General features: G+C 35.3%; 12 protein-coding genes. 10 read left to right on the top strand and 2 right to left on the bottom strand.

Features of this window, described 5'->3' with window-relative positions:
• The first annotated feature begins 127 nt into the window (after positions 1–127).
• The gene (gene upp, locus C7390_RS03345) at positions 128–772 is read left to right on the top strand and encodes a uracil phosphoribosyltransferase (protein ID WP_022502998.1); all 645 of its coding nucleotides are present in this window, start codon (positions 128–130) and stop codon (positions 770–772) included.
• A 157-nt stretch (positions 773–929) separates the two neighbouring features.
• On the opposite strand, the gene C7390_RS03350 is transcribed toward upp, so the two are convergent.
• Entirely contained in the window at positions 930–2339 is a 1410-nt protein-coding gene (locus C7390_RS03350; RefSeq protein ID WP_116443611.1) for a uracil-xanthine permease family protein, read from the bottom strand.
• Between the two features lie 257 nt (positions 2340–2596).
• Here C7390_RS03350 and C7390_RS03355 point away from each other — a divergent pair, with 257 nt between their 5' ends.
• From C7390_RS03355 to C7390_RS03365, 3 genes are all read left to right on the top strand, one after another.
• The gene (locus C7390_RS03355; RefSeq protein ID WP_116443612.1) at positions 2597–4165 is read left to right on the top strand and encodes an O-antigen ligase family protein; all 1569 of its coding nucleotides are present in this window, start codon (positions 2597–2599) and stop codon (positions 4163–4165) included.
• A gap of 80 nt (positions 4166–4245) precedes the next feature.
• A complete protein-coding gene (locus C7390_RS03360; RefSeq protein ID WP_090139588.1) occupies positions 4246–6228 on the top strand; it encodes a methyl-accepting chemotaxis protein in 1983 nt (660 codons plus the stop codon).
• 33 nt (positions 6229–6261) lie between these two features.
• On the top strand, positions 6262–7239 hold the full coding sequence (locus C7390_RS03365) for a sugar ABC transporter substrate-binding protein (RefSeq protein ID WP_090139587.1): 978 nt from the start codon (positions 6262–6264) through the stop codon (positions 7237–7239).
• 158 nt (positions 7240–7397) lie between these two features.
• On the opposite strand, the gene C7390_RS03370 is transcribed toward C7390_RS03365, so the two are convergent.
• Complete coding sequence (locus C7390_RS03370) at positions 7398–8888, bottom strand: AAA family ATPase (RefSeq protein WP_055175703.1); 1491 nt, start codon at positions 8886–8888, stop codon at positions 7398–7400.
• 163 nt (positions 8889–9051) lie between these two features.
• On the opposite strand from C7390_RS03370, the gene C7390_RS13565 reads away from it, so the two are divergent.
• The 6 genes from C7390_RS13565 to C7390_RS03400 all read left to right on the top strand — a co-directional run bounded on the left by C7390_RS13565 (position 9052) and on the right by C7390_RS03400 (position 13706).
• Positions 9052–9330, top strand: a complete 279-nt coding sequence (locus C7390_RS13565) for a hypothetical protein (protein WP_055175700.1) — start codon at positions 9052–9054, stop codon at positions 9328–9330.
• Positions 9260–9895, top strand: a complete 636-nt coding sequence (locus C7390_RS03380; RefSeq protein WP_022502992.1) for a hypothetical protein — start codon at positions 9260–9262, stop codon at positions 9893–9895. Before C7390_RS13565 ends, C7390_RS03380 begins: the two co-directional genes overlap by 71 nt.
• A 161-nt stretch (positions 9896–10056) precedes the next feature.
• Positions 10057–10917: a DUF3737 family protein gene (locus C7390_RS03385; RefSeq protein WP_116443613.1), complete on the top strand. Its 861-nt coding sequence runs from the start codon at positions 10057–10059 to the stop codon at positions 10915–10917.
• Between the two features lie 73 nt (positions 10918–10990).
• Positions 10991–11551 carry a flavin reductase family protein gene (locus C7390_RS03390; RefSeq protein WP_055175692.1) on the top strand — a complete coding sequence of 187 codons (561 nt, stop codon included), beginning with the start codon at positions 10991–10993 and terminating at the stop codon, positions 11549–11551.
• A gap of 257 nt (positions 11552–11808) precedes the next feature.
• Positions 11809–12663, top strand: coding sequence for a DUF6033 family protein (locus C7390_RS03395; RefSeq protein ID WP_022502990.1), 855 nt, complete (start codon positions 11809–11811; stop codon positions 12661–12663).
• 65 nt (positions 12664–12728) lie between these two features.
• The gene (locus tag C7390_RS03400; RefSeq protein ID WP_022502989.1) at positions 12729–13706 is read left to right on the top strand and encodes a hypothetical protein; all 978 of its coding nucleotides are present in this window, start codon (positions 12729–12731) and stop codon (positions 13704–13706) included.
• Positions 13707–13760: the final 54 nt, after the last annotated feature.

Genomic DNA, 13760 nt, shown 5'->3' on the forward strand with positions numbered 1-13760 from the left:
CAATATGCTGTAAAAATAAAGAAAAATATGGCAGGTGGAAAATACCTTTTGACCCTGATACTGCATATATGGTATTATATAAAATAATGAAACAAAATGCGTACGGCGCACAGGCAAGGAGAATGATATGGATTTAAGAAACGAAGAGAATATTACAGTGTTTGAACACCCTCTTATTCAGCACAAGATTTCATTACTTCGCGATAAGAAGACAGGAACTAATGAATTCAGAAAGCTTGTAGAAGAGATAGCAATGCTTGAAGGGTTTGAGGCTATGGGTGACCTTGAACTTGAAGATATTGAAGTTGAGACACCAATTGAAACTTGTATGACACCAATGATAGCAGGAAGAAAGCTTGCTATTGTACCAATATTAAGAGCTGGTCTTGGTATGGTATCTGGTATACTTGCACTTGTTCCAACAGCTAAGGTTGGTCATATTGGTATGTACAGAGATGAGGAAACACACGAGCCACACGAATATTACTGCAAGCTTCCAGATCCAATTGAGGAAAGGCTTATTGTAGTTACAGATCCAATGCTTGCAACAGGTGGTTCTGCTGTTGATGCAATCGACCAGATTAAAAAGCATGGTGGTAAGAAGATTAAATTTATGTGTATCATAGCTGCTCCAGAAGGTTTAGAGAAGCTTCACAAGGCACATCCGGATGTACAGATATATGTAGGACATCTGGACAGACAGCTTAATGAGCAGGCTTATATCTGCCCAGGTCTTGGAGATGCTGGCGATAGAATATTTGGTACTAAATAATAATATTCAATATAAAACAGCTTGCCATAATGTATCTTAACCTGATTAAGATACATTATGGCGGGCTGTTTTTAATTCTTGTAGTATTAATGGCACAGAAAAAGCAAATGTATATTTATGGTTCATTGCTTTCCTGTGCCAATTATTATATAGATATTTATTTATTGTCTGTATTGCTTACATATACTCCACGGCTCTGGTCACCTTCTGGATTAACACCAAAGTTGTAGTCATTGCCAGGAAGAATTGCATTAAGGATAATACCAGCAATAGCGGCGATAGCGAGTGCTGTAAGTGTGATATGTGTTTCTCCGATAGTGAATGTAAGACCATCAGAAAATCCAAGTCCACATACGAATATAACACCTGCGATTATAAGATTACGTGACTTAGTAAGGTCAACTCTGTTTTCAACAACATTTCTTACACCGATAGCAGATATCATACCATATAGCATAAATGATACACCGCCGATGATAGCAGTTGGCATTGTTGATATAATAGCTGAGAACTTAGGGATGAATGAAAGTATAACAGCTAATACAGCAGCAATTCTTATAACTGCTGGGTCATAAACCTTTGAAAGTTCAAGTACACCAGTATTTTCTCCATAAGTTGTGTTAGCAGGACCGCCAAGAAAACCTGCAAATGCTGTGGCAAGACCATCACCCATAAGTGTGCGGTGAAGACCTGGCTCTGCGATGAAGTTCTCATCAACAGTTGCAGATATAGCTGACATATCACCAACGTGTTCCATCATAGTAGCAATTGCGATAGGAGCCATAACAAGTATAGCAGTTATATCGAATTTACATATCTGGAACTTAGGTATTCCAACCCAGCTTGCAGATGATACTGAAGCAAAGTTAAGTATTGCAGAACCATCAGGGTTAGTAACACCAAAGGCATTAAGTATTAATGCGAATACATAGGAAATAACTACACCCATAAGAATAGGTATAATCTTAAACATTCCTTTGCCCCATATATTAAATATAACGATTACAGCTAATGCAACAAAGGCTAAAAGCCAGTTAGTAGAAGCATTGTTAATAGCTGATGAAGCAAGTGATAAACCTATACATATAATGATAGGACCGGTAACAACAGGTGGAAGAAATCTCATAACTCTGTTGACACCAACAATCTTAAAGATGAGGGCAACAATAAGATAGAATAAACCTGCGATAACTATTCCACCACATGCATAAGCGGCTTTATCGTTGGCACTCATATCTGCATATATTCCTGTATTTAAGTTGGCAACTGTGTAGAAGCCACCTAAGAATGCAAATGATGAGCCTAAAAATGCAGGTACTTTAAATTTGGAACATACATGGAATATAAGTGTACCAATACCAGCACAGAATAAAGTTACAGAAACTGTAAGACCTCTTGTTAAAGGTTCATTGCACGCACTCTGGAAGTATCCTGCTACAAGTATTGGAACAAGTATAGTTGCCCCAAACATTGCGAACATATGCTGTATACCAAGTATAAGCATTTTAGGAATACCGAGCTGGCGGGCATCACGAACAGCTTCCTGATTTTGAGTCTTTTCGTTCATTTGAGTCTCCTTTTTATTAAATTTTTTCTATGATACCATAACAATTTATCCTTGAAAAGAAAATATTAAAAATAATTATGGATAATATTTATGACTAATATCTGAATGTATGTTAATATTAAGTATATTTATTTTTTAGTATTTTAATATAATGTTAATATGTTTTTAATATAGTGGTGCGAGATATAAATAAAATAATTAAGATATGAATAATATAATCAAATATAATAAGATGACAGGATAAAGGAAGAAGTAAGATGAATAAGCAGAATATATATGAAAATGTGCGTTATTATATAGGAAAGATTACCGTGATACTTATGATGGTGTTATTCCCATTTGTTATGACAGATAAGCTTAATAATGTTACGAAGACAAGATATGTATTCTTTGTTATTATTGCACTTGTGGGCTGGATTGCAATGCTTATTAATGAGGTTGTATTCAGAATAATTATATCTGGTGATTATCCGGGGGCAAAGAAGTCTTTAGATATAAAGAAAAACTTCAATATAAAGATAATTTACAATATAAAGAATAGGAAGCATATTATATATTCGGTATTATTGATAGCCAGTTCAATAATATCTTATCTTGTATCTCCGTATAAGAATATAGCCTTATATGGTGCAGGTTCAAGATATATAGGTATGATATTTTTTATTGCAGTGGCATTGCTTTATTGGACAGTTTCGGAGTGTTATGAGTTTAAAGAGATAGATGTAATATTAATTCTGGCGGCTTCGATTATGGTACATATTGTTGCTGTGTTTAATTATATGAATATTGATATATTGCATTTGTTCAGTAATCTTACTATAAAAGAGCAGACAGTGTATATGTCAACGCTTGGAAATATTAATGTATATGGAATGTATACAGGACTTACATTGTCTATTGCAATTGCTGCATATTACAAGGCAGAAACAGCAGCTAAAGAAATATTCTATTATATTGCAGTAATATCTGGAATAATTGGAATTATAATATGCGACAGTGATATGGCACTTGTGGCTGTTGTAATTCCGCTGGTTATTCTGTTTCCATATTCAATTAAATCGGTGGCTTTAATAAAAAAATACATAGTGACGCTTACGGCAGTTCTGCTTGCAGGACGTGTTGCAGGGTGTATTAAGCTTATTATTCCGGATAGAGTAAGGAAGCTCAGCAATATAATGTCAGGGCTTATATCAACTAATAATATATTTAATATCATAATTATAGTGTTATTGCTTCTATATGTATTGATAGTACTTAGTGATAACAGAATGCAGAAGCTGCTTGACAATATTAAAATCCGCATAGTCCAGATAATATATTGTGTAATGGCAGGTGGATTTGGAATATATGCCATAGTCCGTGTGATTAGTGATAATATTAATAAAATTGGAGCATTTTATATAACAGATAACTGGGGTTCAGGACGAGGTTACATATGGAGTAATCTTATCAATGGCTATAAGAATTATCCATTTATATATAAAATATTCGGATTGGGTGAGGGAACGGTTAGAAAGAATCTGAGCTATTATTCAGACAGCCACTGGGATATTTTATATGGAAATGTAGTTGATAACGCACACAGCATATGGCTGCAAATGCTTGTTACGATGGGTTGTGTCGGCGTAATTATTTTATTAGTTATTTTCATTCATACATTGGTCAATTCAGCAAAGCATGGTGTGCCAGATATAATTGCAGGCTTTGGAATGGCGGCTTTAGTGTATGCTGTGCAGGGTGCAGGTAACATTTTGGAAGTGATAACATTTCCAATGTTTATATGTGCAATGGCAATAGTGAATTGTAATAAAAAGATTGTTAAATAATTGTAAAGTGATATAATAAATATAGTGTATTTGCGTGAAAATTATATACAATTGAATACATAAGAAAGGGGTTTTCAACTATGAAGAAACAAAGGAAAATATCAATCAAAGCCAGGCTTTTGGGAAGCATAATGCCAGTCGTTATTGCTATCGTAGCAGTACTTGTGCTTATTGCTTATCAGGCATCAGCGGGCATAATTGAAGATTATTCACAGAATTTGCTGGAGTCATCGGTAAGTAACCAGTCATCTAAGATAGAAGCCTGGTTAAGTGAGAACCTTGCTTCTTTCCAGATGGCAAAGACCACAATAGAAAATCTTCACCCAGATGATACACAGCTAAAGGCTATTCTTGATGGATATTATAACTATAATGATAATTATCCAGATGGTTTATATGTATCTGACTCTAATGGTAATCTTATAAAGGCGGATAAGTCAACTAAGAAGGAGAGCAATCCTGTACAGAGCATATGGTATAAGGAAGGCCTTACAAGGGTTAATATGGCTGTTGGTTCGGCATATAAGAACGCTGAGGGGGTTAATGTAATTAGTGCTTCAGGTATTCTTAATGACGGAACTGATAATATAAGGGTAATATCAGCAGATATGACACTTGACCGAATTACTATAATTGTCAATTCTTTCATTGATATGGATAATGCAGAGGCATTTCTTGTTGATAAGAATACAGGAGTTATACTTGCTGACAGAGAATCTTCATTAATATCACAGAAGCTTGGTGCTTCCGGACAGAGTGAATATTATCAGAAGGTAGCAGCCCAATTTAATTCTAATGATTATGATTTTACAACTATTGACGGTAACATGACGGTATTTAAAGAGGTCGATGGCACTGACTGGGTATTAGTATCATATATTCCTAAGAATATTGTACTTGCAGAGCTTATACGTTTAAGAACTATTATGATAATTGTAGGAATTATATGTATAATGGTTCTTTGTGTTCTTGTTGAAAGAATGACTAATGTGGTAGTTAAGCCAGTAAAGAATATGACTAAAGCTATCACACAGATGGCTTCTGGTGATTTTACTGTATCAGTTAATGTTAAGGGCAATGATGAGATTGCGGTTATGGGACAGAGCATACAGAAGTTTATTCAGGCTATGCGCCAGATGATAGCCCAGATTGGAGATGTATCAGTACGATTAAAGGAGCAGGCAGTCTCAAGCAAGAATGTATCAGGCGAGATGAATACTGCGGCAGATATACAGTCTAAGTCGATGCGTGAACTTAACGACACAGTTGACCAGTTATCAGTGTCAGTTAATGAGATAGCAGAAAATGTTACACAGCTTGCAGGTGTTGCCGCAGAAACTAAGAACGATGGCGACTCAGTTGATATTAAAATGCGTGAGACAGTTGAAGTGTCCGAAAAAGGACGAATGGATATGGAACACGTCAGCGAAGCACTTAACAATATTGAGTTATCAATAAGAAGTCTTGAGGAAGCTGTTAATAAAGTTGGCTCGGCTTCTAAGGAAATAGTCGATATTATTAAGCTTATAGGTGATATAGCTGATGAAACTAACCTCTTATCACTTAATGCATCTATTGAAGCAGCAAGAGCAGGAGAAGCAGGAAGAGGCTTTGCAGTTGTTGCTTCTGAGATAGGTTCACTTGCAAAGAACAGTACAGAGTCTGTAGGACACATTACACAGCTTATCACAGAGATTAACAAGCTTGTTGAAGATGCTGTAAGTCAGGCGGGGGACAGTGTTGGAGAGATTGGTGACAGTGCAGTATTAATTCATACAGCAGTAGATACATTTAATACAATATTCAATAATATTAAGGCAACCAATGAACTTATGGCAAATGTTGTTGAGAAGATTGGACGTGTTGATGAGGTTGCTACTAATGTTGCTGCTATATGTGAGGAACAGGCTGCAAGCTCAGATGAGATTATGGCAACATCTGAGTCAATGTTAGGACAGGCTAATAATATTTCTAAAAATAGTGGACAGGTGGAAACCTCAGCAGAAGAATTAGCAGCTTCGGCAGAACAACTTTCTAATCAGGTACAGCAGTTTCATATATAGAGAAGATAAAATATCTGGAAAAGAGGTTATAGAATGAAGAAAAGGTTATGTTTATTAATATGTCTGGTAATGCTTGTATTAGGTGTTGCCGGCTGTGGCACTGGTACTAATACATCTTCAACAGGCAGTAAGAGCAGTGTAAAAATGTTAATGACACTGGCACAGGCTGATACATTTAGAACACAGTTAGTTAATAAAGCAAAGGAAACAGCACAGGAGAATAATGCACAGCTTGATATATTAGATGCCAATAATTCAATTGAAAAGCAGGTTGAACATATTAAGAAAGCCGTTTCAGAGAATTATGATGTAATTCTTTGTAATATGGTAGATAAGGATACTTCATTAGAGCTTGAAGCTCTCGCAGGAGATATTCCTATTGTATTCTTTAATGTATCACCAGATGAATCAAGACTTAAAGCTGGCAAGTATATGTATGTTGGCTCAGATGAGTACACAGCAGGACAGTTTCAGGCAGAATATGTGCTTGATAAGTTAAAATCATCATCAGAGATTAATGTTGCTATAATTAAAGGACCATCAAGCCATTCAGCAACTAAGGGAAGAACTAAAGCTGTTAAAGAGATACTTAACGCTTCTGGAAAGAAGATTAATTATGTATTTGAAGACCACGCTGACTGGGAGCAGTCAAAAGCAGAGGAAATGTTTAATATATTCTTAAAGACTAACCAGAAATGTGATGTTGTTATATGTAACAATGATACTATGGCACTTGGTATAGTAGATGCGTGTCGTAAAGCAGGAAAGAGTAATATATTAATTCTTGGTATTGATGCGACAAGCGATGGCTGTAAGGCAATAGAAGCAGGAACAATGTCATTTACAGTATACCAGTCTGCTGACGGACAGGGAAAGAGGCTTATAGAAGCAGCTATAGCACTCGGAACAGGAAGCAGTACGAGTGGCATTGAAGGAATATCAGATGACGGATTATATGTATGGGTACCATTTGAAAAGGTAGATTCAACTAATGTATCAAAGTATAAATGATAAAAAATAAAAATAATAAAAGTTATAAGTGATAAAAAATAAAAGTAAAAAAATACAAGTGATAAACTAGTGGATTTACTGGTTATAATTTATAGTTGATATAATAAAATGCGTGGCATAGTTAATATCTATGTCACGCATTTCATAACAGCAGTTTATTAGTGGTGTGTAGAGAATAATTCCTTAACCATATCTGCGTTGTATACAACCTCTTTAACGTGGTCAACTTCTATTAAATAGAGTGCGTGTGCGGCAAGGTGTTCAGCAGCCTGTTCAAGGTCACGGATACCTGTTGTGTCTTTGAATATATCAAGTACAACATCAAGTCCTTCATCAAGTATAGTACATTCATTCTCGTGAAGACCAATCTTCTTTAATACCTTAGGAAGAGAGAACTGCTTAAATATAGTCTTCTTTTCTTCTCTGGAGTAATCTGGAATATCAATAACTGCAAATCTTGAAAGCAATGGAGCACTAATCTGTTCCTTGTAGTTAGCAGTTGCAATTGGATATACACCAGATGTAGGAATAAGACATTCCATATAATTATCTGTAAATCCAAGGTTATCAAGCAGTGTAAGTAATACATCGGCAGGGTTCGCATTGCCGTTGCTTGAAGTTGCCTTATCAAGCTCGTTGATTATGAATACAAGATTAGATTCACCAGCGTTGTTAAATGCTTCCATAATAATACCAGGCTTGGCATTAGAGTATATTCTTGAACTTCCTGTAAGCTGTTCGGCATCATTGATAGAACTCATATCAAGAGTTGTCCAAGGCATTTTAAGGATTTTTGCAACAAGGTAAGCAATCTGCGATTTACCAGTACCAGCAGGACCTACAAGAAGAATTCCATATGAAGGAAGTGTATGTGTACGGTTAATCTGAATTACAGTTTCAATAATTCTCTGCTTAACAGATTCCATACCAAAGAGTTCTTCATCAAGAATACGTCTTGCCTCAACAGGATCGATTGATTCAAAATAGTTGCTTTTCCACTGTATGTTAAGCATTATTGAAAGAGCTCTCTGTGCGTGACGTTTCTCCTCAGGAGTTACCTCGCTTGAACGAGCAACTGCAAGATTTCTTCTAGCCCATAATCTTATGTTATCAGGAAGAGTTATTCCGGCACAGTTAAGGAAATCAGAAATGCTTGTAATACTTGTAAGCTTCATACTGTCGCCTGACTCGTCTAATTCGTCATCAGGAATATCCTGAGCCACGATACTACTGTCTAAAAGACGTTCTATCATATACTGTAAAAATCCGTCTTCAGATGATAATTTCTGGCTGTTGTTAAAAGCAATCTCTCTTATTCTGTATACAGCATAACCATCTTCTACATTCTTACCTGAAAGCTTAACCTTAATGCGGTTCTCACCAAGCCATTTGATAAGGCTTGTAAATCTTGCATCTACCTTAATAATATTGCTTAAGATATTGCCGTCATCTGTCTGGAATTCAAATGCAGTCTTTTTGTATGGATTGGCAAACATTCCGATAGTTTCTGCAGCCCAGTTATGTTCACTGTTATCAAGAACGAATATGGGGTGTTCTGGTGAAGCTGTCTTATTGTCAGATGAAAATGTTGTATAGGTACATTCAAAAGATGATTCTTTTGAAGCATTCTTAAAATCAAATACTGGCATATTGTAATCTCCTGTGTAATTATATATTTATAATATGGACAGTTATAATTGATAGTCACATATGTTTTATAATAACACATTTTAAATAATTAGGAACAATAAATTATGGAATTGTAACAGATGTTGTATTGACTTGGAGTGAGCTTCAAGGATTAATATTCAATTGGATACAAAATGTAATGCAGCAGATATAGTAATAATTACAATTAAATTAAGAGGTTATGGCAAGAATATGACAATTAATGAGGCAGGAGAACGCTATAATATTCCTATACATATTCTTAAGCTGTATGAAAGCTGGGCGTGGTGCAGAGGTTCTGTTAAAGCAGAATTATTATTAATATTTATTGAGGTTAAAAGGAGAGTAAGAAATGTCAAAAAAACTGGGTGGAAAAAAGTTACTTATTATAACAACCTGTGTGAGTGTAATTGCGGCAGTTAGTCTTTTTAGAGATGAGCCACAGAATTTGCTGGCTGGTACAAAGACAGCATTATATAATGGACAGAATGTTGTGTATGACAGTCAGAAAGCTGGCGGAAGTCAGGTGGCATATAAGACTTATTGCACAGATAGTAATTGTACATTTCAGTATGCAGGTGAAGGTTCAGATAAAAAGATTGCTGTGATTAATATGGACAAGGAAAGTACAGTTATGAGCGAGCTTGCTGAAATTGTTGATGCTGACCTTATTGATATGCCAGATGATGTTAGCAATATTAATATCAGCCAGTACAATACTTTATTTGTTAATCCGACATCTGATGATTACAGAGTATCGGATGATATAAAGGAATTTGCCGGCAAAGCTAATCTTGATGGTAAGACAATCGTTGTAATATATGATGTGGCACAGGATATTATTAACGGTGTATCAAGTGCGGACGAGCTTATGGATAATACGGTATGGCTTACTGGTGGTAAGCTTTCTGATAATGCTGGTGATGAAGAAATTAAGAACTGGGTTAATGGGCTTGGAATGGAGCTGATAGCTGATGATGAGGAATAGTAAGTCAGGACGGGATTCCAAGTTGTTCAATGGATTTACACAGGTATATTCTTATAATTTTATTATAATTTAATAAACATATCAGACTGGTTGGTAAATATATGTGTTAAAATATAATATATATTCAACTTAAGTTAAAAAGATAGGAATTGGAGTAAATTATGAAAGAGATAAATAATGGTTATTTCACTGGGGAACGCTCATTGTTTAATAGTGAAGATATTAAAATTAATAATACAATATTTGGCGAGGGCGAATCACCATTGAAAGAATCGGACAATATTGAACTTAATAACAGCAGCTTCCAATGGAAATACCCATTATGGTACTGCAAAGATGTAGTTGCTAATAACTGTTCGTGGGCAGAGATGGCAAGGGCTGGAGTATGGTATACAGATAATCTGCTGATTAAAGATACCTTAATTGAAGCTCCTAAGAATTTTAGAAGATGTAAGAATATTACATTGTCGAATGTGGTTATGCCTGATGCGGCTGAGACACTGTGGAACTGCGATGATGTTACAATGCAGAAGGTCAGTGCCAAAGGTGATTATTTTGCAATGAACAGCCATAATATGAAGATATTGGATTTCCAGCTTGCTGGTAATTATCCATTTGATGGTGCTGAAAATGTAGAAATCCATAATGCCAAGCTTCTGTCAAAAGATGCGTTCTGGAACACGAATAATGTCACAGTATATGACTCATTTATATCAGGAGAGTACCTTGGCTGGAATTCTAAAAATCTTACACTTATTAACTGTACAATAGAAAGCCTTCAAGGTATGTGTTATATAGATAATCTTGTTATGAAGAATTGTACATTGATTAATACTACACTTGCGTTTGAATATTCTAATGTAGATGTGCAGGTTAATGGAAAAATTGATAGTGTTATGAACCCATCAAGAGGAATTATAAGGGCAGATGAAATTGGCGAACTTATTATGGAAAAAGATAAGATTCATCCTGAGGATACAGATATTGAATGCCCGGTTATTTCAAAAAGAACACAAAGATGATTATCTGTAAAATATTATTTTGCAGTTATCAGATATATTATAAATTTATTGAAGCGAAAGGAGAATATATATTATGTCAAGAAAGAATTTTGGAGCAAAGCCATTAACTTATCCACAGCCTGTATTTATTATTGCAACATATGATGAGAATGGTAATGCAGATGCTATGAACGCAGCATGGGGTGGAATAAGCGAAGGTGATGAGTTATCTCTTTGCCTTAGTGCAGGACATAAGACAGTTAAGAATTTATTAAAGACAGGTGCTTTTACAGTAAGTATGGCAGATGCCAAGCATGTCGCAGAGTGCGATTATGTAGGTATTGTGTCAGCTAATACAGTTCCTGACAAGCTTTCAAAGGCCGGTTTTACAACAACTAAGAGTGAGAATGTCAATGCACCAGTTATCAATGAACTTGCAGTATGTGTTGAATGTAAGGTCAAAAGCTATGATGAGAATATATGCAGACTTGTAGGACAGATAGTTAATGTAAGCGTTGATGAAGCTACACTTACAGATGGTAAAGTAGATGTTGCTAAGGTTGCACCAATTACATTTGACCCATTTAATAATGAATATTATGTACTTGGTGAAAAGGTTGGTAACGCATTTTCTGATGGAAAAGCTATCAAATAATTCAAAATAAGTGTTAAGTAATCAATTAACAGAATATTAGTATGTGAAATCCGCATTTATTCAGACAGTAATGTCTGGATAGGTGCGTTTTTTATAAGGAATTGCGATTATATTAAGCTTAAATTAAGATGGAATATTTTATAATATAAATATTTATAAGTATTGTTATACTTTGTAGTATTTTGCCGATATATTGTATGTAAATAATGTCAGAACGGATTTTGACAGATTGATTTTTCATTCAAGGAGGAGTGGATATGAGTAATACAATTTACAATGGAAGTTATCCTTCAATAGCAGAGAATTATGTTTACAGCAGTACAGGCACTTCAAAGGTAAAAACTAAGAGTGATGCAGGTAGCAATACTGCGAAGACAAGCGACACAGCATCTATTAAGGATACTTCGACAGTTAATAACACAAAGGCAGACGGAAAAGTTGCTGTAAATGGACAGACAATTGGCAATCCAAGATTAAGTGAGAAGGCATCTAAGTATTATGACCAGCTTAAGAAGAAATATTCTAATATGAATTTTATTCTGGTAAGTGAGGACCAGAAAGAATATGCAAAGGCACAGGCTTCAAACTATGCCAATGCTAATAATATGGTTGTTCTTATTGATGAGGATAAAATTGAGCGAATGGCTGAAGATGAGAATTACCGCAAGCAGTATGAAGGAATAATTGCCAATGCCGCAAGTGGTCTTTCACAGCTAGGACAGAGCATTGCCGCAACTGGAGCTAATGTTAAGGGTTACGGTATGCAGGTAAATGATGGTGGAACAGCTTCATTTTTTGCTGTACTTAAGAAGTCAGGGGCAGCACAGAAAGAAAGGATAGCCAAGAAAGCTGAACAGAAAAAAGAAGCTAAAAAGGCAGAAGCAAAGAAAGCTAAGAAGAAGGAAGAACAGGAACGTCTTGAGAACAAGAAAGACAGCAGGATAGATGATAACAGTGGAATAGAGGAAGATGAGGATACAGTAACTATAACAGCTTCTTCTATGGAAGAATTGTTACAGAAGATACAGGAATATACACAGAAGTATATGAACGATGATGTAAAGACTGATGATGAAAAGAAGGTAGGTCAGCAGTTCGATTATTCTGTGTAAAATATTATTGCAAAAGTACAATGGAAAGATAAATATATTTCTTTCATTAGAGAAAGGGGTTATGTATGGCTTTGAGTATTAATATTAATGTCAATAATTCAGATATTAGCATTAAGAACAGTAAGACTGGTGCTAAGAAGAATATTAAGTCTATATCAGCAGGTAATCTTAACGATATGACGGATAGGGAATTTAATATCAGCCAGAAAAGAAAGATTGCCAGAAAGCAGGCCATGAAGCTTATTTCAGATGCATGGGATAAGGATAATAAAGCAGCACAGGGTATTAAGGATATGGAGTCAGAGAAAGCAGATATTGCTAATATTAATGCTGATTTAAAGTCAAAGCTGAAAGATATAGATAAAAGTCAGAAGGATTTGCAGGAATTATATGGCGTACATTCAGAGTCACAGGAGCAGAAGGATCTTGAATTATTAAAGAAATATCAGGATAACAGAAATGGTGTATCTAATGACAAGTTTAGCAAAGAAGAAATTGACAGATTAAAAGAATTGCAGAATGAGCCATTAACAGAATATCAGAAGAAAGCCCTTATGATTAACAGTTCTAAAGATGCCATAAGGTCTCAGATAGACCAGAATGATCTTAAAGCAATGAATAAGACTATGTCTATCAATAATGCCAAGTTAGAGCAGCTTAAATCTCAGGATATGTTAAAAGCAGGAGATGCGGCAGACAGTATTATTGAAGCTGCTGATAAAGATATATTTGGTATGCTTGTTAATGAAGGTAAGCAGAATATAGATGATAATATGAAGGAACAGCAGGAAGAAGCTAAGAAAGCAGAAGAAGAGAAGGAAAAGAAGCAAGAGCAGATTGATGAAGCCAAGAAGAAACGTCAGGAAGAGAAAGAGCTTCTTGAAAATGAACAACAGGCAGACAAGCTTGAGCTTGATAATTCAATTAATAGTCAGGCTGTAGACCATTTATCAGAAGCACAGCAGCAGGTTGAGCAGCTTATGAAGAATAATAATATGGTTAATGAAGATATTAAAGGAATTGAGATTGACCTTAATTTCTAATTGACATTTTGTAGTAAATTCGTCTGGCAATTTGTTAGGCAATAATTATTGAAG

Source organism: Bacteroides galacturonicus, assembly GCF_003096855.1.
Taxonomy (GTDB): Bacteria; Bacillota; Clostridia; order Lachnospirales; family Lachnospiraceae; genus Lachnospira; species Lachnospira rogosae.

What these genes read in the sequence shown, in the direction of transcription:
- C7390_RS03395 (WP_022502990.1), top strand. Translation starts at nt 11,809, where the DNA reads ATGAGTAATACAATTTACAATGGAAGTTATCCTTCAATAGCAGAGAAT.
- C7390_RS03400 (WP_022502989.1), top strand. Translation starts at nt 12,729, where the DNA reads ATGGCTTTGAGTATTAATATTAATGTCAATAATTCAGATATTAGCATT.
- C7390_RS03365 (WP_090139587.1), top strand. Translation starts at nt 6,262, where the DNA reads ATGAAGAAAAGGTTATGTTTATTAATATGTCTGGTAATGCTTGTATTA.
- C7390_RS03370 (WP_055175703.1), bottom strand. Translation starts at nt 8,888, where the DNA reads ATGCCAGTATTTGATTTTAAGAATGCTTCAAAAGAATCATCTTTTGAA.
- C7390_RS03355 (WP_116443612.1), top strand. Translation starts at nt 2,597, where the DNA reads ATGAATAAGCAGAATATATATGAAAATGTGCGTTATTATATAGGAAAG.
- C7390_RS03350 (WP_116443611.1), bottom strand. Translation starts at nt 2,339, where the DNA reads ATGAACGAAAAGACTCAAAATCAGGAAGCTGTTCGTGATGCCCGCCAG.
- C7390_RS03380 (WP_022502992.1), top strand. Translation starts at nt 9,260, where the DNA reads ATGTCAAAAAAACTGGGTGGAAAAAAGTTACTTATTATAACAACCTGT.
- C7390_RS03360 (WP_090139588.1), top strand. Translation starts at nt 4,246, where the DNA reads ATGAAGAAACAAAGGAAAATATCAATCAAAGCCAGGCTTTTGGGAAGC.
- C7390_RS03390 (WP_055175692.1), top strand. Translation starts at nt 10,991, where the DNA reads ATGTCAAGAAAGAATTTTGGAGCAAAGCCATTAACTTATCCACAGCCT.
- upp (WP_022502998.1), top strand. Translation starts at nt 128, where the DNA reads ATGGATTTAAGAAACGAAGAGAATATTACAGTGTTTGAACACCCTCTT.
- C7390_RS03385 (WP_116443613.1), top strand. Translation starts at nt 10,057, where the DNA reads ATGAAAGAGATAAATAATGGTTATTTCACTGGGGAACGCTCATTGTTT.